Below are 26430 nucleotides of genomic sequence, written 5' to 3' on the forward strand. Positions count from 1 at the left end.
CAACTTTTTCAACTACTCAATCGAATTCATTTCCTACGGGTACTAATCCCAAAAGGAAGGTATAAAGGGCAAAAATTGATAAATGCAGTGACAGTGAAAATAACTGCCAACAGCCCCAGAACTAGTGCCCAGGAACCAGAAATGATACCTGTGAAATACAACACCGCTATGCTGACCGCAAGTAGCAAGCGAATGATTTTGTCCGCGGAACCCATGTTCTTTTTCATTTAATGCATTGATTTACTTTTTGATACGTTCCACCATTAATAACATTTTCAAAGCCGTTTTGCTCCAAAATGCTTTTCGCTTGTCCGCTTCGATTACCAGATCTGCAAAATACTACAATGTTTTTCTTACCCTTGAATTTGGATAGCTGAGAGCCAATCCTATCCAAAGGGATATTTACTGCTCCTTTGACAGATCCAGAAGCAAACTCCCCGGCAGAGCGCACATCTACCAGGAATGCGCCTTGCTGTATTGCTTCAATCAATTTGGTGTTATCGGTAGCTCCGAATATTGCTGATAGAAATCCCATATATTATTGATTTTATGTGTTTTATAAAGATTTTTTTGCGAGATACCAATCCACCTGTTCTAGGGATTTATCCGCTTTTCTTTCTGCCAAACCTTCCAAAGTCTTTGGTGCTCCAACGATCACTTTATCACCTGGTTGCCAGTTTAGTGGCATCGCAACTTTGTACTCGTCAGAAGTTTGAAGCGCTAGCAGGGTTCTTTTAATTTCATCCATATTTCGCCCTACATTCAATGGATAGTACATTATCAATCTAATTTTACCAGTAGGGTCAATTATAAATACCGCCCGAACTGCTGCAGTTTCACTTTCGCCAGGCTGTAGCATGCCATAGAGCTTTGATACTTTCATATCTAGATCCGCGATGATCGGAAAGTTGAACAGTACCCCAGTTTTTTCATCGACCGCATTGACCCAAGCAATATGCGAATGAATACTATCTATACTTAAACCCATCAATTTAGTGTTGTGCTGCTCAAAGAAATCACTTTCCATTGCGAAGCCACTCATTTCGGTAGTACAAACAGGCGTGAAATCAGCAGGATGGGAAAATAAAATCACCCAGCTCCCCTTATTATATTCTGAGAACTTGAGATTCCCTGTAGTAGTTACCGCATCAAAATCCGGTGCCATGTCACCAATTCTTGGTATTGAATTTATTACTTGAGTATCCATGATTAACGTGGTTAGTTAGACTTATTATAAGGGCAATTTCCACCTTTCTTGCGTCTACTACAGCGACTTTTGTCACATAGAAAGCTTTAATTTTCAAGTTAGTATGAACCTATTTTTAGGCCTTTAATCTTGAGGCACAATTCAAGAATGAAGGTGCCGGTAAAAGTAGAAACGCTATAATTTTATAACCAAGATTTATTCAGGCCTTCTTGGACTTGCCAATCTGAAAGCGCTAAAAATCTTTAAAAATTCACTGGTGATTAGACAGCATTTACCATGAAAATCGAAAGTTAGATTAACGATCTTCATGGTAATAATCTTCCACTTTGGTGAGGATTGGCTGGTGGAATAAATAGATTAATTTTTTACTACTTCATTACCTTTCTCTAACCACTCTTTCATTCCTCCAGAATAATTTTTCACCTCATCAAAGCCATTTTTTCTCAAAAGAGAATAGGCTATAGCAGCACGATCTCCACTTTGACAGTGAATTACCACTTGTTTGTCTTTGCTGATTTTATCCAAATTGCTCTCAATAGTACCTACAAAGACATGGTCCGCACCTTGGACATGGCCAGCTTTGAACTCGGTGGTATTTCTAACGTCCACTACCTGTACATCATCCTTTTTTGCCAAGGCCTTAAATTCTTCCATATCGATCACATCAGCCGTCTGCAATTCCAAGTCGTAGGCAGACACATCCTCTATAAATCCATAGATATTATCCAGTCCAACGCGCATCAACTTTCTAGTCAAATCTTCCATCTGGCTTTCCTCTGCGACTAAGATAAATTGCTCTTGATAATTCAGCAGCCAGCCAGCCCAAGTTGAAAATGAATTATTACCTTGAATATTGATGCTGTTTGGTAAGAAACCTTTAGCGAAATCGACTTTATTTCTAGTGTCTATTACTTTCAGCCCATCATTATATGCTTTGAGAAATTGAGCCTTGCTTAGCTTGGCATGCTGAGGAACTTCCACCAAAAGAGGCCTCTCTACCTTATTCAAGTGCTTCATCTTAGCAAAGTATTTAGGGGGCTCAGGTTGACCGTCTAGCAAATAATCCACGAATCCTTTCTCATCAGAAGCATATTGAAATGCCCAATTTCGGATTTTTTCGTACCCTACAGTAGAACTTGGTACAGACCCCAAGGATTTGCCACAGGCCGACCCAGCGCCATGTCCTGGCCATACTTGCACATATTCAGGCAGCTCCGCAAAGCGTTGAATCGATTCATACATTTGCACAGCTCCTTTTTCCTGTGTACCTACGACACCGGCAGCTTTTTCCAACAAATCTGGTCTACCGACATCTCCTACAAACACAAAATCCCCTGTGAAAATCATGACTGGTTTGTCCGTAGCAGGATGATCTGTGAGCAAAAATGAGATGCTCTCAGGAGTATGTCCTGGAGTATGCAAAATTTCCAAGCTTAAGTTTCCGACGTGAATTTTATCTCCGTGTAGAAGTCCTTTATGGTCAAATTCATACTTCCAATCTTTAGGCCCTTCGTCTGACAAGTACATTGTGGCACCAGTCACGGCAGCTAATTCTCTAGATCCACTAAGGAAATCAGCGTGAATATGAGTCTCGGCAATATGAGTAATCTTCATATTGTTTTGTTCTGCGATCTTCAAGTAGACATCCATGTCCCGCTGTGCATCGATCACAATAGCTTCGCCTTTTACCTGACAGCCTATAAAGTAACTTGCCTGTGCTAGGGATTTGTCGTAAACATGTTGGAAAAACATAAGTATAGTAGTTTGCTGTTGTTAATTCAATTAGATACTTTAAGTACGGATGAGTATGGGCTACGTTCTGAGACTTTTGTCACATTAGCCTTACTAGATAATGAACTCACTCTAGTTAAAGTAAGCTTTAGAAAAGTGTTCTTCAATAGAAGATAACATGATATATATGTATATCCGCTTCTGTGTCAGTGTGGAGTCAAAAGCAAAAAAGGATATCTTAAACCTAAGAATTGAGGCCCCTTCGATCATCGGTCTTCCGACCAGATAAGCAAAGAATCTAAGGTGACTGGCATCATTGGGGATAATCATATAAGAAAATTAGCTTTTACTTATTTAACCTTGCTTACCAAGTCTTTTTTTAATCGGTGGTAAGGCAATTCACAAATCATCTTAAATTTCAGGTGGATTAAAAACCTACTCCTTATGAAAAAACTCTTACTCTTATCATTATTCATTTTTTCGAACACCATTAGTTCATGGGCTCAAATTCAGACCCCTGAGCAGTTTTTGGGCTACAAACCCGGTGATCGCTTCACTCCTCATCACCGCATGGTTGACTATTTTGAGCATGTAGCAGCTAATAATCCAAATGTGAAACTCATCCAATACGGCGAAACAAACGAAAAGCGTCCGCTGATTGTGGCTATTCTTTCGAGTTCGGAAAACATGGCCAATCTGGAACAAATCCGTACTGATAATCTTAAGAGAACGGGTATGATGGATGGAAATCCTTCTACCTCTGTTCCGATCAACTGGATGTCTTTCAACGTGCATGGAAACGAGTCTGTAGGAATGGAAGCTGCGATTTCATCGTTTTACACTTTGGCAAATCCTGAAAATGCCAAGTCACAAGAATGGTTGAAAAATCAGGTGGTAATCATAGATCCATGTATCAACCCCGATGGTCGCGATCGCTACTCCAATTGGTACAACCAGAAAATGAACACTACCCTCCAGCCTGATCTACAGTCCGTGGAGCATAATGAGCCTTGGCCAGGCGGAAGAGCAAACCACTATTTATTTGATTTGAATCGAGATTGGGCATGGCAAGTACAAATGGAATCTCAGGCTAGAATGAAGCTTTACAACGAGTGGATGCCTCAGCTGCACTTGGACTTTCACGAGCAAGGCATCAACAATCCCTTTTACATGGCACCAGCTGCCGAACCACTTCATGAGCAGTTGACTGAGTGGCAGCACGAGTTTCAGGATACTTTTGGTAGAAACACTGCCAAATACTTCGATGAGGCAGGGAGATTTTACTTCACCAAGGAGCGTTTCGATCTACTTTACCCATCCTATGGCGATTCCTATCCTATGTTTAACGGAGCTATCGGCATGACTATCGAGCAAGGTGGTGGCGGTCAAGCTGGAGTTGGCGGATTTGATGCTGTAGGAGACACGGTGACATTGAGCTACAGAATTCAAGGCCACTATACCGCAGCGATGTCGGCTGCAGAAGTAACCAGCAAAAACGCTGAAAAATTACTTTCCGAGTTTGAGAAATTCTTCGATGAAAACTCTACATCTCCAAAAGGCCAATACAAAAGCTTTGTAATCAAGGGAGAAAGCAATCCTGCCCAGGTAGCCAAGCTGCTTGAACTTCTGGATAAAAATAAAATCACCTATGGAAAGGCAGGAGCTAAATCTGGTTTGAAAGGCTTTTCCTATACTTCTGGGAAAAGTGAATCTTTCTCTACAAGCGAGGAAGACATTATCATCAATGCTTACCAGCCAAAAGCAGTTTTGACGCAACTATTATTTGAGCCAAATCCAGTTTTAAATGACAGTATCACTTATGACATCACAAGCTGGTCCATGCCGTATGCTTACGGATTGGAGGCGTATGCCTTAGAAACCCGTGTGAACGCAGCAGGAGAATACGAGAAACCTGCCTTTTCTGCAAATGTGGCCGGCAAAACTCCGGTCGCATACATTGCCTCTTGGCAAGGGACCAATGATGTGGCATTTCTATCAGCCTTACTCAAGGCAGATATTCGTGTTAAATACAATGAGTTTCCTTTTGAAGTAGAAGGAAAAAGCTTCTCCGCTGGATCTCTGATGATTACCAAAGGAGGCAATGAGTATGTGCCGAATTTCGACCAAACGGTAGTCGAGATCGCCAATAAATTTGGGGTGACGCTTGCTACCACCATGAGCGGCTATGTGGACAAAGGAAAAGACTTTGGCTCGCCTAATATCCGTGTAATCCAAGCCCCAAAAGTTGCGCTAGTAGGCGGAGAAGGAACAAATTCGCTGAACTACGGTGCACTATGGCATTTCTTCGAAAAAGACCTGAATTATCCACTGGTAAATCTGGAACTAGATAATATGGGTCGCTACGACCTAAATAAATACACAGTGCTCATCATGCCTTCCATGCGTGGTGGAGGATTGAGCAAATCAGCTGAAGAAAACGTAATGCAATGGGTTCGAGGCGGAGGAAAACTAATTGCCATCGATGGTGCTTTGAATTTATTCGCGGACAAAGAGGGGTTTGACCTGAAGACTTTCGATAGTGATGATGAGAAAAAAGCTGCCAAAAAGAAACTGGATTCCTTAGCAAAAGCAGAGCGGTTAACTCCCTACCAAGAGGGTGAACGTGTGGCAATTTCAAGAGGAACAGCCGGGGCAATTTACCAAATAACGATGGATGAAACTCATCCACTCGGCTATGGAACTGGTGGGAAATACTATGCCCTTAAAAACAATTCTAACAAATTCACCTACCTAAGCAATGGAGCAAATGCCGGAATAATTGCAAATAACGATGCGTACAGAACCGGTTATATTGGATTTAAAATCAAATCCAGCATGGGTGAGTCACTGGCAATAGGAGTAGAGAGAGCTGGCCGTGGAGAAATTGTTTACTTCGTGGATGATCCAATTTTCAGAGGTTTCTGGGAGTCTGGTAAACTGATTTTGAGTAACGCGATCTTTATGGTAGGACAGTAAGACAGAGCGAATAGATTAGTCAAGTGGGCATTTGAGCAAAAAATATCCAAGTGCTGCCGTTTGTGTTTCCTATGAATTATCACTCAGTAAGCGACTGAAAATCCCTAAGCCCGGTCTTCTTTTGGGGGCTAGTCCATTTCAGACTGGGCTTCTGTGCGTTTAAATGAACAATTGGCTTTTTAACTAAAAATGATTCGCTACTATCGAAGTACTTCCGATATTTAAGCAAACAACCACCAAACATGAAATTACTTCAGCATCTAGTTCTGGCTCTTCTACTTTTCGCTACACCAACCTTCATTATTGCGCAAGACATCATGCCTCCAACTATTCCCTGGAATGGTAAAAGCAAAGAATTACTTGTGGATAAGTCTGAGAAATGGGTGACACCTTTTGAGCTTTCCGATGGATTAGAATCGCCTACTTATGCCGAAACAATGGCATGGATAGAGAAATTAGTCGCAAACTCTGAATATCTCGAACTAGTCACTGCAGGTACAAGCGAACAAGGAAGACCGATTAAACTTGTGATTGGTTCAAAGAATAAGGAATTCGGTTCAGATAAATTATCCACATCATCCAAACCTCTGATTTTCTTTCAAGCAGGAATTCATGCAGGCGAAATAGATGGAAAAGATGCGGGTATGATGTTGCTTAGAGATATTAGCCAAGGGAACAAAATAGGCTTATTAGATAACGCCAACCTACTTTTCATTCCAATTCTAAATGTTGACGGTCATGAAAGAAGAAGTGAATATGGGAGAGTAAATCAGCGAGGTCCTAAAGAAATGGGCTGGAGAACAAATGCCGTAAATCTCAATCTGAATAGAGATTATACCAAGTTGGAGACTGCAGGAATACAAGCTGTGACAGAAGTTATCAACAGCTACGATCCTGATTTATACATTGACATCCATGTCACTGACGGGGCAGACTATCAATATGACATTACTTACGGCTATGTAGCCACTGGCGGATATTCCCCGGAAATTTCATCTTGGCTTTCTACCAAATTTCAGCCAGAAGTAGATCAAGCCTTAAAGGACCAAGGACACATTCCCGGCCCCTTGCTATTCGCAGCAAATGGCAATGATTTCTCTGCGGGAAATGTCGCTTTTTCCTTCAGTCCACGATTCTCTCATACCTATGGTGATATCCGACATATGGCTTCTATCCTGATTGAAAATCACTCACTGAAACCATTCGAGCAGCGTGTTTTAGGCACTTATGTGTTTTTAGAGCAAGCGATCAAATCTCTGGGGAATCATTATGCTGCACTACAAAAAGCAGTCGAATCTGATTCCAATCAACCGAAAGAGTCTATTCCGGTCAAATTCAAATTCCGGGATACCCCGGCTGATTCGATGGAATTTCTTGGAATAGCTTCTTCAAAAGTAAAATCCGAAATAACTGGAGCAGAATATGTGAAGTGGGAAGGAAAACCTGTGACCCAGTCAGTCCCAAGCATTTTCATGGATGTACCGGAGCTGTCGGTTTCTGTTCCAAAAGCTTACTGGGTTCCAGTAGAATGGACAGATGTAACCACAAAGCTAAAACAACATGGAATTCAATTTGAAACCATTAATGAAGCAAGAGAAGTGAATGTCGAGTTATCCACAGTCACCAGTTTTTCCATGGGAAATCAGCCATATGAAGGATTAATGCGTGTGCAAAGATTTGAATTGGATAAAACATACCGAAAGCTGACTTTAAATCCTGGATCTGTAAGGGTACCTACTGATCAAGCTCTTGGTGAGCTTGCAGTGATTTTGCTCGAGCCAGAATCTGTGGATAGCTTTTTTCAGTGGGGATATTTCAATTCGATATTTTCGCAGACAGAATACATGGAAACCTACATCATGGAGCCTTTGATCGCTAAGATGCTATCCGAAGATGCAGATTTGAAAATGCTATTTGAGGAAGAAAAAGCTTCAAATCCAGACTTTGCAAAATCCCCTAGAACCATTTATTCCTGGTTCTATAAGCAAACTCCTTATTTCGACCAAAACTGGAAAGTAATTCCTGTAGGAAGAGAATGGTAGTAAAACCACCCTATAATTACTTATAGGTATCATTTTGTATAAATGACTACAATCTGTTGAAAGCCTGGTAATGCCAGGTTTTCAACAGATCATGTGTCCCAAATTGAATTTCAAGGTGACCACAAGTTGTTTTCCTACTATTTTGCATTTCTGAGGATTTTACTCAGTCTTACATTTTTACACTTCAGTCGCCAATTGCTACACTTCAGTCAGCTTTAATTTTTTCAACAGGACAAGTCGTGCACTTTTGATTCAAATCTAAATCGAAATGAATCCACGACTTTTACTTTTTATCGCCTTTCTTCTTTTGCAAACTCAAGCTTTTGCGCAAGCAACTATCCGAGGAAAAGTGCTGGACGAAAAAGGATTACCACTGCCAGGAGCAAACATCCAGCTCAAAGGAAGCTATGATGGAGCTACTAGTAGCCAAGATGGAAGTTATCAGTTCGAAACTTCTGCAAGGGATGCTCAAGTTTTGGTTTTCAAATTTCTTGGCTTCAAAACACAAGAGCTTGCGATTACTATTGCACAAGGTTCCAATGAAGTTCAGCCAATCGAATTAATTGAGGCGATCACCGAAATGAACTCCGTGACAATCTCTGCCGGAGCAATGGAAGCTTCTGATGCAAGCAAATCTGTAATCCTTAAGCCGCTCGACATCGTGACTACACCAAGTGCCATGGGCGATATCATGGGAGCTTTTCAGACACTTCCGGGCACAAGTACGGTGGGAAATGATGGGAGATTGTTTGTTCGGGGTGGCGATGCAAGCGAGGTAGGAATCTACATCGATGGAATGCGTGTAGGAAATGCCTATGGAACCACCGCCGGGAATGTGCCGACCCGCACCCGCTTCAATCCTAACCTATTTAAAGGAACATTTTTTAGCACCGGAGGCTATTCAGCTGAATATGGTCAAGCACTTTCCTCAGCCCTAGCTTTAAATACAAAAGACCTCTCAAAAAGAAGCCAAGGAGACCTAAGCTTGATGACTATCGGCGGAGGATATTCACATACACTTGCCAATGAAAAGCAAAGCATCACTGCAAGTGCAAACTACTTCAATCTTGGACCATACCAAGGTTTGATTAAGCAAGAAGTTGATTTTGAAAAAGCTCCAAATGGCTGGGATTTGGAAGTCGCTGCGCAAAAGAAAACCGGAGAAAATGGACTCCTTAAAATAATGGCAAGAACTGAGTCAGGAGGAATGAGCCTCTGGCAGCCACTTCCAGGAACTGAAAAGCTGGTTTTGGTAGATCTAAAAAATAATTACAGCTATGCTCAGGCCAATTGGAGAACAACATTGAAAAATGACTGGATGGTTTTTACAGGAATATCATACTCCAATAATTTTGACAAGATCGCCTATGATAGCTTAATCATCGAGCGCAAGAGTGAACTGGCTCATATCAAAGGAACTGCAATCAAGGACTTTTCCGATCGCCTTTCTGCAAAATTTGGTGTTGAGCATTTCATCCACCCCTATTCAGAAAAGTTGGTTGCTGAAGGTTGGAAGAGAGACTTTAAAGATCATGAGACCTATCTATTTACTGAATGGGATTTCTATTTGAATAAGGATCTAGTATTTCGAGGAGGCTTGAGAGGTGGCGCAAGTTCGGTATCTAATGAGAAATGGGTGGATCCAAGATTCTCTATAGCTTATCAGCTCGGCGATAAAGGTCAGCTGTCCTTTGCGACAGGAAGCTTTCATCAATTGCCTTTGGAAAACTTCCGTGTGTTGAATACCAATCTAGAAAATGCTGAATCAAATCATTTGATTTTAAACTACCTGTTTTCCAAAGAAGGCTTCACCTTCAGAGCAGAAACATTTTACAAGTCATACGATCAGCTGGTGACATTTGAAGGGTTGCCAGACGATCCAAAAGAACTCGCAACTAATGGATCTGGCTACGCCCAAGGAATTGATTTCTTTTTCAGAGATCGTGAGACCTTCCGAAATACGGACTACTGGATCACCTACAGCTTTGTAGATAGCAAAAGAAGCTTCAACCAATATGAAACCCAAGTTCAACCAAGTTTCGCTCCGAAGCATAATGTCTCTGTCGTAATAAAGCATTTTATCGTTCCCTTCAAATCTCAGATCGGAGCTTCATTTGCCTTCAATGATGGTTACAGCTACACCAACCCAAACTTGGATAATTCAGATATGAACGCCAAAACCAAAAGCTTCCAAAACCTAAGCTTATCCTGGAGCTACTTACCAAAACCGAACCTTATCATTCATCTTGCATGCTCCAACGTTTTGGGCAGAGACAATGTCTTCGGCTATACCTACAGTCCAAAAACGAATTCCCAAGGTGTATTTGAATCCATTCCTCAAGGTCAAGTCGCTCCTAGATTCCTATTTTTAGGAGTTTTCCTCACACTTTCCAAAGACAAAACAGCAAATAATCTAAACAACCTTTAATCCATAAAATCATGAAAAAGTCAATCCTAACCATCGCTCTTTCCTTTATATTAATTTCTTTAGCACAAGCAGCTGATCCGGCTTTCATAGCAGCTATGCAAAAGCAACTAGCTGCGAAAGCAACAATTGAAACCTTTGAACAATCCCAGGAAGTCACTAATGGGTTTATGAGAATTGCTGAGGCTGCCGAGTCAGAATGGCTTCCATTCTATTATGCGGCTTTATTGAAAACAGAAGCAGCTTTTCGATTCGATATTGATAAAGATAAAAGTCTGGACGAAGCTTTGGAATTAATCAAAAAAGCAGAAAAAATAGCTCCAGGAAACTCCGAAATCACCGCCCTTAATGGATATATTTTGATGGGAAAAATATCTTTGGATCCTGCAGGTCGTGGTCAGACGATGAGCCCAGAAGCAATGCAGCTTTTTGGAAAAGCAATAAACCTAGATCGTGAGAATCCAAGAGCAGTTTCCCTGATGTCTCAAATGGAACTAGGGATGTCTCAGTTCTTTGGAACAGGACCGGAAAAAGCATGCGGAATGGCAAGAATGAGCCTAGAGCTTTACAAAAAAGAACAAGCAAAAATCACAGAAGAATATATCCTACCTACTTGGGGAAAAACCCAAGCTGATCAGGTCGCATCTAAATGTAATTAAGCAAAGAAAACATGCCTTAATTTCTTTCTGCGTCAACCACAGAAAGGAATTGAGGCTTTTTAATTAATTTCCCAATATGTCAGAAATCGACCATAAAGGAATCTGCAAAACAAAAGGAGGTATTTGGAGTACATTACCAAGCTTTCTTGTCATCAACTTAGGTATTGCAACTGTCCTGATGTTGTATTTCTGCCCAAGTTGTTTTTTAAGCTGGGAAGGAATTAAAAGCCTTGCACCAGATTTCCTTTTCTCCTTAAGTATTACCATTGCAATGAGCTATGGCGGTAATGTTGTCGAGAATTTTTATGACAAAAGAATATCGTGGATTCATCATCCTGCAAAACGTTTCATACTAACAAGTGTAACTTATCTCAGTTATGCCTTTTCGGTCTCATTCATCATTGTAGGAATATATTCCTGGGTCAAAGGTAATTTTACACTTGACAATATCCCCTGGAAGATGATCTTCAATTATTCTCTGATGCCAATGGGAATAGCGTTGGGGTTTATGGCTTTGTTTACTACTCGATCATGGCTGTTGGAATGGAGAAAGTCAGCCCTCGAGGCCGAGATTCTTCGAAACGAAAAATTGGCAAGTCAATATCAGTCTTTGAAGGATCAATTGAACCCCCACTTTTTATTCAATTCCCTTAATGTGCTTTCCAGTTTAGTTTATGAAAATGCAGACAAATCTGCAGCTTTCATTCAGAAGCTATCCCGTATATATCGCTACGTGTTGGAAGCACAAAAAGAGGAATTAATCGAGCTGGAAAAGGAAGAGAGTTTTGCTAAAAATTATCTCGAACTTCAGAAAATTAGATTTGAAGAAAGCTTACAGTTTTCGATAAAAATTGAGAATCAAAACGGGTTTATACCACCACTTTCGCTCCAACTTCTATTGGAAAATGCGATCAAACATAATATTGTGAGCCAAAGTGAACCACTATTTATCCACATCTACAGAAAGGATGATGATTTATGGATTAGTAATACTCTTCAGCCCAAATCTAGCCAAACTGAACCATCGACAGGAATAGGATTGAATAATATCAAAATGAGATATCAACTACTTTCTGAAAGAAATATGGAAGTAATTCAGACGGAAGATGAGTTCTTGGTCAAACTGCCAATTTTAGAGTTATCCACATGAGAATCGTTATTATTGAAGACGAAAAACCTGCTGCTAATCTGCTTAAAACGCAAATAAAGAAGCATTTTCCAGATGCTGAAATAATTGATAATTTAGACAGCGTCTCTAATTCTGTTCTATGGTTTCAACAAAATAATCAGCCAGATTTAATATTCAGCGATATTCAACTAGCAGATGGAATTAGCTTTTCTATTTTTGAAAAAATAAGTTTATCCACACCAATTATTTTCACTACAGCATTTGATCAATATGCCATCAAAGCTTTTCAGGTAAACGCTATCGACTACCTTTTGAAGCCAATTGATCCGAATGATTTGGCTAGAGCTGTGGATAAGTTTAAAAGTAACCAAATCCGATCATCCATAGAATTGGATGTCTTGAAAACCCTACTTAATCCAACAAAATCAACCTACAAATCCCGGTTTTTGGTACGCTTTGGAGAGAAGATTCAAAGTATACCAGTGGATGATATTTTGTATTTTAACAGCGAAGAACGAATTACTTTTTTGCATACACTGGATGGAAAAAAATACGTGTTGGAAAGCACTTTAGAACTAACGGAATCCCAGGTAGACCCAGTAAAATTCTTTCGGTTAAACCGAAAATACCTGAGCAGCCTAGAAGGGATTGATGAAATTTTCTCCTATTCCAATAGTCGTTTGAAAGTGACTTTGAAAAATTGCCGGGATCAGGATATTTTAATTAGCCGGGAAAAAGTATCGGATTTCAAAAGCTGGCTCGATCAATAATTTAGATAAATCGAATTTCTAATGTATTTTTTGAAAGATGAATAAAAGCACAGATTACGAACGAAAGCAGGAAGAGCTCACTTGGCTCGAAAATCTCCAGCGAAATAGCTGGGAACCGGAGGTGATTATATCGGGTATTACCCTTGCATTTTTGTTTGTCTTCCCGGCGAAAATTTATGAGTTCTCTGTTTACCTTATTCAGGAAATTGGTGTGGGGTATTTTCCGAGTTTGTTGATTCTTTTTTATCTGACCACGGTCGTTTCAGTTTTTAAGATATTTTTTGTGGTACATCTTTGCCTTCGATTTGTGTGGGCAGGACTCTTAGGACTTAGTTATGCATTTCCCGAAGGTGTCATCAATAAGAACCTGTTCAAAATGGCTCAGGACTATGAATACCAAAAGCCAGCAGATATGGTGCTCCGGTTAGAAAAAGTCTGCAGTATGACATTCGCCTATCCGGTTTCACTAGTGTTGGTGTTCCTGACTTTTACAGTTTATCTAGGATTATTGATTGGTGTTTACGTCTGGTTCGATCTCAATTTTTTTATCATTTATGTGATTTTCATGGTGAGTATGATTGGTTTCATGGCATTGATGTTTGCCAAAAAGAAAACTAAGTTTAAAACATGGTATTCTCAAAGTATGTTAAGCTCTATTTCAGCCATATATCAAAGTAATATCGGTAAATGGCTAGCTGTAGTTTACGCTTTTTTGATTTTTGCTTTCTCTACTCCTATTATTATATCTGATACTCAGGACTTCACTACTTATAATAATGATCGAGGATTAATTGAAAAGGAATTGGAGTGGTCGGCCAAGTATCTGCATTATGAAACAGAACATGATTTCAATACTAGGTATCCAAGAACCTTTATTCCATCCGAAGAAATCAGTGACGACTATCTAAGATTAGGCATTGCCAGATATGAGGGAGATGGAAAAATAATTGAGCAATTGAATACGGATTTTGCTAATGAGTTAGATTCTCTGGGATGGAAAACCCTTAAAGAAACTGCAGACCTTCATAGGGTTTATATAGATGAGCAATTAGTTAAAATAGATTCTTGGTCGAAACATAGAATCGGAACCACTAAGCAAAAAATATATCAAACAGGAATAGATATCTCTAATCTTGAAAATGGTACCCATTCGCTGAGGGTGCAAAAACTACTATTAGAATATGGATTTGTGGATAATGAGCCTACTCTGATTATTGTAAACCAATGGGATCAGTTTCAATTTATTAAACGGTAAGTTTTTCATACCGGAATAGTTAAGTTACAAAACACTTCCTTCTCCCATTAATGAAAAGATTTACATTACTCACTTTTTTCGCCTTCTGTATTATTGGCATTTCTTGCTCCACAAAGTCTCAAAAAGAAATGCCGATCCTTGATCTGAAGGATTTGATTGTAGATACCCTGTATTTGGAGAAGGATACATTGACCAAAAATCTCGGCTCCTATTTTTCATTTTCCGATACTGATTCAGGAAAAATAATGGCAACCTATCTAAATCATGAATTACTAATTTATAGCTATCCAAAAGGAAAACTGTTAAAAAGACAATCTTTCGAAAAAGAAGGACCAGATGGTATAGGTTCCTTTATCACCGGCAATTTCATAGATCATAGTAGTATTTACTTTCTATCACAGCAGAAAGAATTGATTCAAGCTGATTTAAATGGAAATGTACTTGGGAGATGGGATTTACCTGAAGTAGATAGCAAAAGAGGGTATGCAAACTACTCAAGCATCGTACACAATAACCTCCAAAAATCAGGAAATGAGCTATTTTTTGTCGACATCCCCTTTGTTTTTAAAGAGGATTTTGTGGACTATGATAAGTGGGGAATGGTTTTCAATACGGAAACAAATAGCTTTTCAAATTACCAATTTCTTTACCCTCAATCTATAACAGAGTACACCGACGATGACCAGTTGGGGTTATTTAGCCATGTTTATAACCCTAAATCCAATGAGCATCTAATAAGTTTTTCTATCTCAGACTCTTTAGCTATCCTAAAAAATGGAAAGCAAAGTTGGAAATGGGCAGGAACGACGGCTCCCCTAGAATTCAAAAAAGGGATCACTATTCCGAGTGGAGAATACATTGTATTTCAACCAAATTATGAAAGCAGTAAATATGAAGGACTGGATTTGGATGCCTATGCTGAAAAAATCTTACGGTGGGTTAGAATAAAAGGACCTAATGAAGATTACCCAAAGAGGCAAGAGTATCGCCTTTTAGTTTTTGATCAAGAGTTGAACCCAGAAGCAGAAATAAAATTCAATACTGTAGAATTGGCCAAGTTTGGGTTTAACACGCCCCAAGGTTATGCCTTAAATCTTTATACCAAAACGACAGACGATATCGTGGCATATGCGATAATTGACTTCTCAAAAATCAATGAAGTAAAGTCGAGAACCAAGTAGGCAAAACAATCAAATATCGAAGTAAGATCACAGCTCAAACAAAACCTTGCAATTTCAGGTAATCTTTGAGCCTTCCAGGATAAAAAAATTCATAAAAAAAAGCGAGACTATTCAGTCTCGCTTTTTACTTGTAGTTCGATTTCCTCTCCAGATTCATCCAAGAATCTGTATTCCGTCACGGGTAGGGAAGAATCTTTGATCAGTTTTATCCATTTATTATACTTGAAAAACCACTTTACTCTTCGGCTAATAATGCCTGTAGTGAAGTATGCGTGCAGGTAGGGATGCAACCCAATTTGTATTTTACTCACATTTTGGATAGTAGCAATATGATCTACGTCTCTTTCTAGCTTATCAGCTATCAAAATAGACGCTTGAATTTTGCCGGTGCCGTTGCAAGCCGGGCAAGTCTCTTTGGTCACAATATTGACCTCAGGCCTTACTCGCTGTCTGGTGATCTGCATGAGCCCAAATTTGCTCAGCGGCAAAACAGTATGCTTAGACCTATCAAACTTAAGCTCGTCCTTCATCGCTTCGTAGATGGCTTTTTTATTTTCGGCCCTCTTCATGTCGATAAAATCGACCACGATAATTCCTCCCATATCCCGGAGTCGGAGCTGTCTGCCAATTTCTTTAGCTGCGACCAGATTGGTTTTTAAGGCCGTTGATTCCTGGTCACTTTCTTGGTTGGACTTATTACCACTGTTCACGTCGATGACGTGCAGGGCTTCTGTGTGCTCGATGATCACATACCCTCCTTGCGGAAGGCTGACCGTTTGTCCAAACAAGCTTTTGATCTGCTTTTCTATTCCAAAATTTTCAAATAGCTTGGCTTTACCATTGTAAAGCTTTACAATTTTTTCTTTTTCAGGAGCTATATTCCTGATGTAGGATCTGATCTGATCGTAAGTAGATTCTTCTTCTACGGTGATTGCGTCGAATGATTCGTTGAGCAGGTCTCTCACAAGTGAGGAAGCCATGCTCATCTCTCCAATTATTTTGTCGCGACTCTTGGCTTTCAACAATTTTGCCATGCCTTCTTCCCAGTTAGTGAGAAGATTACGAAGGTCTTTATCTAAGTCACTAACGGACTGACCTTCCGCCACTGTACGGATTATTACTCCGAAATTGGCTGGTTTGATGGAATTGATGAGTCTCAGGAGACGTCTTCTTTCCTCGTTGCTTCTGATCTTCTTGGATACGTTGACCGAATCTGAGAAGGGAACCAACACGAGGTAGCGACCTGGTAGAGAGAGCTCACAGGATAGTCGAGGCCCCTTCGTAGAGATGGGTTCTTTGACGACCTGAACCAGTATTTGCTGGTTTTTCGATAGAGGACCAGATATTTTTCCAATCTTATCGATTTCAGGTTCGTTTTCAAAACCCTTCAAATTGTAATTGCCGTAGTTGTTGTTGCGCACCATTTTGGTGAACTTCGTCAGGCTGTTGAAATTTGCCCCGAGGTCCTGGTAATGAAGAAAGGCGTCTTTCTCATAACCTACGTCAATGAAGGCTGCATTGAGCCCATTGACGATTTTGCGGACCGTACCGAGATAAATATCTCCAACTTTGAACTGATTGTCCATTCCTTCGGAATGCAACTCAACCAGGCTCTTGTCTTGAAGGAGGGCAATTCGACTTCCGTTTTGAGCAGAATCGATTAACAATTCCGTACTCAAAATCTCGTCTTATTATACTATGTAAATGAACGTTTACTCAAATGACAATAAGAAGAAGTGTATTACTTCTTCTTATGTCTGTTTTTTCTTAGTCTCTTCTTACGCTTGTGCGTAGCGATCTTATGTCTTTTTCTTTTCTTTCCGCAAGGCATAGTCTTTGGATTTAGTAGTGATACAAATAATTTATAGCTTGTCGAGATAGCTTTCGATACTTCCAAGAATCATTTCATCGGTAGTCATCGCTTTCACTTTCTCAAACTGGGCTTTCGCTTTGTTGTTTTGTTTGGCTTCGAAATAGCTCACTGCCAGATAAAATTGCCCCTGAAGGTTGTCCGGGTGATATTGGATTAATTCCTCAAATCTCTCGGTGGCACGCTTATACTGACCTGATTGCATAGATAGTACGCCCATGTTGAACAGTCCATCCTCATTTTGTGGATCCTGCTCCAAGATTTCTCTTAGCATTGTGATCCCTTGCATAGGATTGGACGAGGACACATAAGTCATCGCTACCTTGGTTTTCAAATCCAAACGGGTGGGATCGTTATCCAGCACCTGATTTAAATACTTTCGGGTCTGCTCGGCAGTATAGGATACTTTCTCTGGATCTAGCGCGAAACTGAATGCTTCATAATAAGCGTTTCCTGCTTTCTCTGCTAATACCAGGTCCGACTGCTGATCAGCAGCTAAACTAAGATAATACCCAGCACTATCGTACTTCCCAAGTTCCTGATAGATTGCTGCGATTTCTTCCGAGGAAGATTTCATTTCCTCTTTCGAAGTGTTTTCAGCGATCTGAAGTTTCAGTGTATTTATCTGAAGCCTCTGATCAGGACTTAACTCAGCCTCATGCATTGCTACTGGATCCTCGGATGAAGTGGCTGCGGCTCCAGTTTCCTGGGAAACTGAATCTGCTTTACTTTCATTGTCTACGACCACAGTAGGAAGAACATACAATCCTCCGACTGCGACGATCCCTAGTGCAATAAGTATGAGTTGAGATCTTTTCATGTCAAAAACTCTTCAGACTTAGTCCTGAGGAGCTAGTTCCTTGATTTTTTTACTGTTTTTGATCTTCTCTACAAACACCTTAGATGGCTTGAAAGCCGGGATGTAATGCTCGTCGATCACGATAGCTGTGTTTTTGGAGATGTTTCTGGCGATTTTTTTAGCTCTCTTCTTGTTGATGAAGCTACCAAATCCTCTCACGTAGATGTTGTCTCCTTCAGACATTGAATCCTTCACTACTTTGAAGAACGCCTCAATGGCTTGTGTAACATCATCCTTCTGGATTCCTGTTTTGTCCGAAATCTTAGTGATTACTTCTGCTTTAGTCACTGTAATATTAATTTAGAAATTACGAAATAAGCTTAACAACCTATTAACCAAGTGTTTTTGGGACTGCAAATGTAAGACAACCATTGTAATTAAAAAACTTATTCATAAAAATTAGCTTGATTTGTATGATAGAATATTATTGACCATGGATCACAAAACCACTGAATATCAGACTTTTTCGTATCAAATACTAACTTGGTATAAAGAAAACCCACGTGAATTACCATGGAGAGAAACCCATAATCCATACAAAATTTGGCTCTCAGAAATCATTCTTCAGCAAACTCGCGTCGCTCAAGGGTTACCTTATTATTATGCTTTTGTCGAGGCTTATCCTACGGTAAAAGATCTCGCTTTGGCTCCAGAGGAAGAGGTACTGAGATTGTGGCAGGGGCTGGGGTATTATAGTCGAGCCCGCAACCTTCATGCTTGTGCAAAGAGTATCTGGTTTGACATGAACGGTATTTTCCCCAACACGTATGATGAGCTACTTAAACTAAAAGGAGTTGGCAGCTATACCGCGTCTGCAATTGCCAGTTTTGCTTATGGTGAGGTAAAGGCAGTGGTAGATGGAAATGTATTCCGGGTGCTAGCACGATATTTCGGTATAGAAACAGACATCGCGAGTTCCAGGGCGAAGAAAGAATTCGAAGCTTTAGCCAACCAAATTATCCCAATAGATCAACCCGGAGAGTTTAATCAGGCAATGATGGATTTTGGAGCAAGGATGTGTACGCCCAAAAATCCAGGATGCGAAATATGCCCTCTCAAATCGTCTTGTTTTGCCCTCCTATATAATATGGTGTCGGATCTACCTGTGAAAATAAATAAAGTGAAAATTAAAGAGCGTCACTTCCATTACTATGTGATCAAGTGCGGTGGTAAATGGGTTTGGAAAAAAAGAACCTCCGGTGATATCTGGGAAGGGCTATTTGACTTTCCTCAGGAAGAAACTAAAGAGGATCAAAATGTCCAATCTATCGATATTCCTTCAGCTAGCGAGAAGGAATTTCAGCCTTTCCCAAAAAAATACAGACACATTCTGTCACACCAGCGATTGAATGCTGTTTTCTCAGAAATAGAAATAAAGGAAGAAAATTTGGATCAGCTTGAAAACTGGTGCGAAAAGGAGGGTTTTATGCTGGTAGCAGAGGACAAAATTGAATACCTGGCTAAACCGAAGTTGATCGTAAACTTTTTGAACGATCAAGGGATTTGAGTACCTTCAAGTATTAGATTTTTTCAAACTTTAAAATAAACTAAACTATGGCAGGAGTAAATAAAGTAATCTTAGTGGGTAATCTTGGGTCAGATCCAGAAGTTAAATATTTGGAAGGTGACAATGCAGTAGCAAATCTTAGCATTGCAACTACCGAAGCTTACAAAAATCGAAATGGCGAACGTGTAGAGCAAACGGAATGGCACGACCTGGAAATGTGGGGAGCTCAGGCAAAAATCGCTGAGCAATACCTCAAAAAAGGCAGTCAGATCTATGTGGAAGGCAAACTCAAAACTGACAAATGGCAAGATGAGCAAGGTCAAAATCGCTACCGTACTAAAATCAGAGTGTTAAGCTTCACTATGCTCGGAGCCAAGCCAGATGGTGCCATGGGAGGAAACACTAATGCTCCACAGCAATCAAATCAACAAAGACCGGCATCTGCAGCTCCTACTTCTGCACCAAAAGCACAAGAAATGGTCTCAGATACGGAAGATGATGATCTACCATTTTAATAATCTATTCCTCTGGAAGCTATTTTCAGGGGAATTTTTTAATTTTGCATTAACCATTGCGGTTTAATACATGGACGATCCCTACCCGAGTTACCATTTACTCGCTCAGATTAGCTCACCTTCGGTAAGTTATTTGATTCTAAATGGATTGCTTTTTATACTACTATTAATAGGCTCTGCCCTGGTTTCTGGTTCAGAGGTAGCATTTTTTTCCCTAACCAATGAAGATCTAGGCAATATCGACGAGGATAATACGCCTCGCGGTAAAAAAGTGATAAACTTAGTAGAGTCGCCTAAAAACCTGCTCAGCACTATTCTGATCCTCAATAATCTAATTAACATTGGGATAGTGACATTAACTACATTTGTGGCATGGTCCATCTTTGGGCAAAATGCCACAGGAATTATCATCATCCTTGTCCAAACGGTTGGAGTAACTTTCGCAATCGTGTTTTTTGGGGAAATAGTACCGAAAGTATATGCGAATAAAGCCAAGGTCGAATTTAGCCTAATCATGGCTCCAAGTATCAGTTTTTTCTCTACAATACTTCGACCTTTTTCTAAGTTCTTGATGGCCTTTAGTAATTTACTCGAAAAGAGGATTGAAAAAAAGGGCTATTCCCTCTCGGTAAATGAACTGAATCAGGCCTTGGAATTGACAACTGAGGACGCTCCAAATGAAGAACGAGAGATACTACGAGGAATCGTAAACTTTGGTACGCTTACAGTAAAGCAGGTGATGCAAAGCCGCATGGACATCACGGCAGTAGATATGGAAATGGATTTCCATGAACTGATGGACAAAATCAATAAAAGTGGCTATTCTAGAATCCCGGTTTACGAAGAAACTATTGACAATATTCAAGGCATACTCTACATAAAGGACCTACTTCCATACATTGAAAAAGACGAAGATTTTGCATGGAATGAATTAATCCGAAAGAGTTTCTTCGTACCGGAAAATAAGAAAGTAGATACACTTTTAAAGGATTTTCAATTGAAGCGAGTCCACATGGCTATTGTTGTGGATGAGTATGGAGGAACGTCTGGTTTGGTCACATTGGAAGATTTGATAGAAGAAATTATTGGGGAAATCAATGATGAATTTGATGACCATGATGATATCTTCTTTCAGGAAATTGATCCTTCTACCTTCATTTTTGAAGGAAAGGTATCTCTCAATGATTTTTGTAAAAAACTGGAATTAGACGGACAGATTTTCGAAGAGGTAAAAGGTGAAAGCGAATCACTTGGAGGCTTGCTTTTAGAGTTGAATTCCAAATTGCCAAAGAATGGCACAAAGATCAAGTTTGAGGATTTTGAATTTACCATCCTTGCAGTAGATTCACGGAAAATCAAAAAAGTAAAGGTTCACATTAATTCTTTAGACAAGGATTCATTAGGGCCTTATACTGATTGAAAAGCAGCCAATTACAATATTGGTAATTATTCAATGAATTCAGAATAATATTCTTCAACTGAATCATTAAACAACGAATCGACGAATTCGAAAGAAAATACACGGAAAATAATTTTATTTTTTTTAAGATTAATTTTGGGTACCCCAAAACTAAAATCATGACATACTTTTTTCTGGAAAAGTGTCAAAAAACACCCTATCTATTCAAATACCGCTATAAAATTTACAGCTACGTTCAATTTTTTACACCAAAAAGGTAATTGCCAAAATTTTAATAAAGTTAAAATCCATAAGTAATAAGGCACTAAAGCACCCGTTTTATTGCCGTAATTTTAATAGGACATTTTTTTTTTGTAATTTTTGGAAATTTTGAACCTAATAAATTCTATAAAAATGCAAGAAGGTTTGTATCGATCGGAGTTTGAGCATGACTCCTGCGGTATAGGTGCAGTTGTCGATTTGAGCGCAGTACCCTCACATGAGACAATTAGCGATGCCTTATACATGCTGAGCAACATGGAGCACCGTGGTGGAAGAGGGGCTGATCCCAAATCTGGCGATGGTGCTGGCATATTAATTCAGGTACCACATCAGTTCCTTAAGGATATCACTGCACGTACAGAAATCGAGCTTCCAGAAGCTGGATCTTATGGCGTGGGCATGACGTTTTTCCCAAAGAATAAGCAACTATTCCACAAGTCAAAAGAACTACTTAATCAACTGATTGATGAGTTGGGTTTTGAGTTAATCGGATATAGATCTGTGCCGGTGGACGAAACCGTACCAGGTTCCGGAGCATTAGAAGTGATGCCTAATATAGAGCAACTTTTTGTCAAGCATAAAAAGGGACTCACAGGAATTGAATTGGAGCGCAAGCTTTATGTGCTTAGAAACTATTCCACTTCTGAAATCAACACTAAGATTCCAGGAGTAAACCAGTCCTTCTATTTTGCGAGTTTGAGCAGTCAGACACTTATATATAAGGGACAACTTCGGACTGATCAGGTATTGGCTTTTTACAAAGACTTACAAAACCCGAGAATAGGCTCTGCATTTGCAATTGTACACTCACGATTCTCTACCAATACTTTTCCAAACTGGAGATTGGCACAGCCATTCCGATTCCTTTCTCACAATGGTGAGATCAATACGATCAAAGGGAATCTGAATAAGATGAAGTCTAAGGAAAACCTCATGAAATCTAAGTTTTTCACTGATGAGGAGCTTTCTCGCTTGATGCCTATTACTGATAAGCAGAAGTCTGATTCAGCGAATCTTGACGCGATGGTAGAACTTCTCACGTTGAGTGGTAGATCCCTTCCTCATGCTATGATGATGCTTGTGCCAGAAGCTTGGCAGGATAATGAAGTGATGGATCGGGACAGAAAATCATTCTATAAATTCCATGCTTCACTTGTTGAGCCATGGGATGGTCCAGCTGCTTTGCTCTTTACAGATGGAAAATCTGTTGGTGCTACGCTTGACAGAAATGGCCTGCGTCCACTTAGATACTTTATTACTAAAGATCAAAGACTGATTCTTTCTTCCGAGGCAGGAGCATTGCCTATTCGGGAAGCTACAATATTAGAAAAAGGCAGAATCAGTCCAGGTAGAATGATTTGGGCTGATTTGGAAAAAGGCCGAGTGGTATTTGATGAGGAAGTAAAAGGTGAAATCTGCAGAAAACAGCCTTATGAGCAGTGGGTAGCAGACCAGCGAATCAAACTTCGTCTGGAGGATGCCCCAAAAACGCTGACTCATCCATATTCTACCGAGAACATTAAAAAGCACCAAACTATATTTGGATACACTTCTGAGGAACTCAAAGTAGTCTTGAGCCCAATGGGAGATACTGCCTATGAAGCAATTGGCTCAATGGGAGCGGATACTCCATTAGCTGTTCTATCCAAAGAAAGTCAGCATATTTCCAATTACTTCAAGCAGCTATTTGCGCAGGTAAGTAATCCTCCGATCGATCCGATTCGTGAGCGTTTGGTAATGTCTTTGTTCACCCGATTGGGCGTAGGACAGAATATTTTGGAAGAAAGTCCTAAGCACACGCGTCAAATCCATATTTCCCAGCCAGTACTGCTAAATGAAGACCTGGAAAAAATTCAGAATATGGAAGGGCAAGGCTATAGATGTGCTACTCTTTCCAGTCATTTCCTAGCAGATCACCAGCCAGGAAGGCTTTTGGAAGCGCTTGACAAGCTATGTGATGAGGCTGAAAAAGCAATTAGTGAAGGAAAAAATGTCATCATTATTTCTGACAGAAATAGTACTAAAGAATATGCACCAATCCCATCTCTATTGGCGATCGGGGCAGTTCACCATCATCTTGTCAAAAAGAAAATAAGAACTAGCGCCGGCTTGGTGCTGGAATCTGGAGATATCCGCGAAACACATCATTTCGCAACTGCAATTGGATACGGTGCTTCTGCCATCAATCCATACATGGCATTGGAATCTCTTTTGGATATGTTTGAAAAAGGTGAATTGCCTAATGCAAAAAACCAGAAGAAATTATTCTCAAATTATCAAGCGGCGATAGGAAAAGGACTACTCAAAGTGCTTTCCAAAATGGGAATCAGTACGCTTCAGTCTTACCAAAGTGCACAGATTTTCGAAGCAGTAGGACTTGGACCAGAAGTTATTGATAGATGTTTTAAAGGAACCATTTCCAGAATCTCAGGTATAGCCTTTGACGAATTGGCTGAAGAAGTCTTGATTCGTCACAGGGCTGCTTATGAGACAGACTCTCCTATTCTAGAGCAAGGAGGCGTGTATCAGTGGAAAAGAAGGGGTGAAAAACACTTATTCAATCCTGAAACAATCCACCTACTTCAGAAATCTACCCGATTGAATGATTTTGCTTTGTATAAGAAATTTGCAGCCAAAATCAATGAGCAAAGTAAAGATGCTTTGACCTTAAGGGGCTTATTTGAATTCAAAAAACGAATCTCTGTACCAATTGACGAAGTAGAGCCGGCATCTTCCATTATGAGAAGGTTTGCCACTGGTGCGATGTCATTTGGATCTATTTCTCACGAAGCACACTCTACTTTGGCGATAGCCATGAACAGGATAGGCGCCAAGAGTAACTCTGGAGAAGGCGGAGAAGACGAAATTCGATTTGCCAAAAAAGAAAATGGAGACTGGGAACGCTCAGCGATTAAGCAAGTAGCCTCCGGTAGATTCGGCGTAACTAGTAATTACCTAACAAATGCCGCCGAGCTCCAAATTAAAATGGCACAAGGAGCAAAACCTGGTGAAGGTGGTCAGCTTCCAGGACATAAAGTAGATGATTGGATCGGTAGAGTAAGACACTCCACGCCTGGCGTAGGTTTGATATCTCCTCCACCACACCACGATATTTATTCTATCGAAGATTTGGCTCAGCTGATTTACGATTTGAAAAATGCGAATAGAAAAGCCAGAATCAATGTCAAGCTTGTTTCCCAAGCGGGAGTCGGGACTGTAGCAGCAGGTGTGGCTAAGGCCATGGCTGATGTGATCCTCATCTCTGGAGCAGATGGAGGAACAGGAGCATCTCCATTGAGTTCAATTCGTCATGCAGGTTTACCATGGGAGCTTGGACTCTCTGAAGCACATCAAACGCTAGTGAAAAACAACTTACGTAGCCGTGTTGTCCTTCAAACCGATGGTCAGCTACGAACTGGACGAGATCTTGCGATTGCAACCCTTCTAGGAGCTGAAGAGTGGGGAATTTCTACTGCTGCTCTAGTAGTAGAAGGATGTATTATGATGAGAAAATGCCACCTGAACACTTGTCCAGTTGGAATTGCAACTCAAAATCCAGATCTACGAAAATTATTTACAGGTGATCCAGATCACGTGGTAAACTACTTCCAATTCTTGGTACAAGATTTACGTGAAATCATGGCTTCGCTAGGTTTCCGTACAATAGATGAAATGGTCGGACAAAGCAACGTGCTTCAGTCTACCGGACATCTGAACCATTGGAAATGGGATAAAGTGGACTTGAGTCCAATATTCCATAAGGTAGAAGTTCCAGATCACGTAGGTATTCACAAGCAAATTGATCAGGATTTTGAACTGAAGAGAGTTTTGGACCGGCAGCTAATCAAAGCTGCACTACCATCACTTGAACAAGCGATGGCTTCCTCTGGAAGTTTCCAGATCAAAAATATTGATAGGTCAGTGGGAGCGATGCTTTCCAATGAGATTTCTAAAATATACGGTAGTCCAGGATTACCTGAGGATACCATCAACTTCAAATTCACAGGGTCTGCAGGCCAGACATTTGGAGGATTCCTTACCAAAGGAGTCAATTTCGAACTGGAAGGTGAAGCCAATGATTACTTTGGAAAAGGTCTTTCCGGCGGAAAACTGATCATCTACCCAAGCAGAAATGCCAAATTTGTTCCTGAGGAAAATATCATCATTGGTAACGTAGCTTTCTATGGTGCTACTTCTGGTGAGGCATACATCAATGGAAAAGGCGGGGAGCGATTCTGCGTGAGAAACTCCGGTGTACAAACTGTAGTAGAAGGAATTGGTGATCACGGTTGTGAATACATGACGGGTGGTTTGGTAGTGAATCTTGGAGAGATAGGACGAAACTTTGCTGCCGGAATGAGCGGCGGGATAGCCTATATCCTTAAAGATTACATTACAGAGATCAATCCAGAATTGGTCGATATCGATATTCTGGAAGATGAGGATTACAGCACAATCAAGACATTCCTGAAAAGACATGTAAAACTGACTAAATCAGGGTTAGGAACTAAGTTTCTAGAAGAATGGGATACTTATAAAGAGAAGTTTATTAAAGTGATTCCTAGAGATTACAAGGCAGTTTTAGAGAAAAGAGCATTAGAACAATCAAAATCATTGGCGTAA

The 26430-nt window shown here is 40.2% G+C and carries 19 protein-coding genes; 12 read left to right on the forward strand and 7 right to left on the reverse strand.

Annotation, left to right across the window (positions count from 1 at the left end; genetic code table 11):
* Nucleotides 1-26 precede the first annotated feature (26 nt).
* The 4 genes from QOL76_RS04570 to QOL76_RS04585 form a co-directional block, all read right to left on the reverse strand.
* Complete coding sequence (locus QOL76_RS04570; RefSeq protein ID WP_283411850.1) at nt 27-227, reverse strand: YgaP family membrane protein; 201 nt, start codon at nt 225-227, stop codon at nt 27-29.
* On the reverse strand, nt 224-535 hold the full coding sequence (locus QOL76_RS04575) for a rhodanese-like domain-containing protein (RefSeq protein WP_283411851.1): 312 nt from the start codon (nt 533-535) through the stop codon (nt 224-226). Before QOL76_RS04575 ends, QOL76_RS04570 begins: the two co-directional genes overlap by 4 nt.
* 21 nt (nt 536-556) lie before the next feature.
* Entirely contained in the window at nt 557-1207 is a 651-nt protein-coding gene (locus QOL76_RS04580) for a peroxiredoxin (protein ID WP_283411852.1), read from the reverse strand.
* A 357-nt stretch (nt 1208-1564) separates the two neighbouring features.
* Complete coding sequence (locus tag QOL76_RS04585) at nt 1565-2959, reverse strand: MBL fold metallo-hydrolase (RefSeq protein ID WP_283411853.1); 1395 nt, start codon at nt 2957-2959, stop codon at nt 1565-1567.
* 423 nt (nt 2960-3382) lie between these two features.
* Here QOL76_RS04585 and QOL76_RS04590 point away from each other — a divergent pair, with 423 nt between their 5' ends.
* The 8 genes from QOL76_RS04590 to QOL76_RS04625 all read left to right on the forward strand — a co-directional run bounded on the left by QOL76_RS04590 (nt 3383) and on the right by QOL76_RS04625 (nt 15375).
* Nucleotides 3383-5914, forward strand: coding sequence for a M14 family metallopeptidase (locus QOL76_RS04590; RefSeq protein ID WP_283411854.1), 2532 nt, complete (start codon nt 3383-3385; stop codon nt 5912-5914).
* Between the two features lie 242 nt (nt 5915-6156).
* Nucleotides 6157-7956 (forward strand): M14 family metallopeptidase, encoded by a 1800-nt coding sequence (locus QOL76_RS04595; RefSeq protein WP_283411855.1) that lies wholly within the window; start codon nt 6157-6159, stop codon nt 7954-7956.
* Nucleotides 7957-8224: 268 nt separating this feature from the next.
* Nucleotides 8225-10384 carry a TonB-dependent receptor gene (locus QOL76_RS04600; protein WP_283411856.1) on the forward strand — a complete coding sequence of 720 codons (2160 nt, stop codon included), beginning with the start codon at nt 8225-8227 and terminating at the stop codon, nt 10382-10384.
* An 11-nt stretch (nt 10385-10395) separates the two neighbouring features.
* The gene (locus QOL76_RS04605; RefSeq protein ID WP_283411857.1) at nt 10396-11040 is read left to right on the forward strand and encodes a hypothetical protein; all 645 of its coding nucleotides are present in this window, start codon (nt 10396-10398) and stop codon (nt 11038-11040) included.
* Nucleotides 11041-11116: 76 nt separating this feature from the next.
* The gene (locus QOL76_RS04610) at nt 11117-12190 is read left to right on the forward strand and encodes a sensor histidine kinase (protein ID WP_283411858.1); all 1074 of its coding nucleotides are present in this window, start codon (nt 11117-11119) and stop codon (nt 12188-12190) included.
* Nucleotides 12187-12939 (forward strand): LytR/AlgR family response regulator transcription factor, encoded by a 753-nt coding sequence (locus QOL76_RS04615; RefSeq protein ID WP_283411859.1) that lies wholly within the window; start codon nt 12187-12189, stop codon nt 12937-12939. The genes QOL76_RS04610 and QOL76_RS04615 overlap by 4 nt, the downstream gene beginning before the upstream one ends.
* A gap of 37 nt (nt 12940-12976) precedes the next feature.
* Nucleotides 12977-14194: a hypothetical protein gene (locus QOL76_RS04620; RefSeq protein WP_283411860.1), complete on the forward strand. Its 1218-nt coding sequence runs from the start codon at nt 12977-12979 to the stop codon at nt 14192-14194.
* Nucleotides 14195-14322: 128 nt separating this feature from the next.
* Nucleotides 14323-15375: a DUF4221 family protein gene (locus QOL76_RS04625; RefSeq protein ID WP_283411861.1), complete on the forward strand. Its 1053-nt coding sequence runs from the start codon at nt 14323-14325 to the stop codon at nt 15373-15375.
* Between the two features lie 107 nt (nt 15376-15482).
* Here the strand turns inward: QOL76_RS04625 and QOL76_RS04630 are convergent, their stop codons facing one another.
* The 3 genes from QOL76_RS04630 to QOL76_RS04640 all read right to left on the reverse strand — a co-directional run bounded on the left by QOL76_RS04630 (nt 15483) and on the right by QOL76_RS04640 (nt 18392).
* A complete protein-coding gene (locus tag QOL76_RS04630) occupies nt 15483-17054 on the reverse strand; it encodes an Rne/Rng family ribonuclease (protein WP_283411862.1) in 1572 nt (523 codons plus the stop codon).
* A 183-nt stretch (nt 17055-17237) separates the two neighbouring features.
* Nucleotides 17238-18065, reverse strand: coding sequence for a tetratricopeptide repeat protein (locus tag QOL76_RS04635; RefSeq protein WP_283411863.1), 828 nt, complete (start codon nt 18063-18065; stop codon nt 17238-17240).
* A gap of 18 nt (nt 18066-18083) precedes the next feature.
* Complete coding sequence (locus tag QOL76_RS04640; RefSeq protein WP_091696410.1) at nt 18084-18392, reverse strand: HU family DNA-binding protein; 309 nt, start codon at nt 18390-18392, stop codon at nt 18084-18086.
* Nucleotides 18393-18537: 145 nt separating this feature from the next.
* Here QOL76_RS04640 and mutY point away from each other — a divergent pair, with 145 nt between their 5' ends.
* The 4 genes from mutY to gltB all read left to right on the forward strand — a co-directional run bounded on the left by mutY (nt 18538) and on the right by gltB (nt 26430).
* Nucleotides 18538-19611, forward strand: coding sequence for an A/G-specific adenine glycosylase (gene mutY, locus QOL76_RS04645; protein WP_283411864.1), 1074 nt, complete (start codon nt 18538-18540; stop codon nt 19609-19611).
* 47 nt (nt 19612-19658) lie between these two features.
* Nucleotides 19659-20126 (forward strand): single-stranded DNA-binding protein, encoded by a 468-nt coding sequence (locus QOL76_RS04650; RefSeq protein ID WP_283411865.1) that lies wholly within the window; start codon nt 19659-19661, stop codon nt 20124-20126.
* A gap of 70 nt (nt 20127-20196) precedes the next feature.
* Nucleotides 20197-21546 carry a gliding motility-associated protein GldE gene (gldE, locus tag QOL76_RS04655; RefSeq protein WP_283411866.1) on the forward strand — a complete coding sequence of 450 codons (1350 nt, stop codon included), beginning with the start codon at nt 20197-20199 and terminating at the stop codon, nt 21544-21546.
* A 393-nt stretch (nt 21547-21939) separates the two neighbouring features.
* A complete protein-coding gene (gltB, locus tag QOL76_RS04660; protein WP_283411867.1) occupies nt 21940-26430 on the forward strand; it encodes a glutamate synthase large subunit in 4491 nt (1496 codons plus the stop codon).

The sequence above is a fragment of the Algoriphagus winogradskyi genome (assembly GCF_900182815.1).
GTDB classification, from domain to species: domain Bacteria; phylum Bacteroidota; class Bacteroidia; order Cytophagales; family Cyclobacteriaceae; genus Algoriphagus; species Algoriphagus winogradskyi.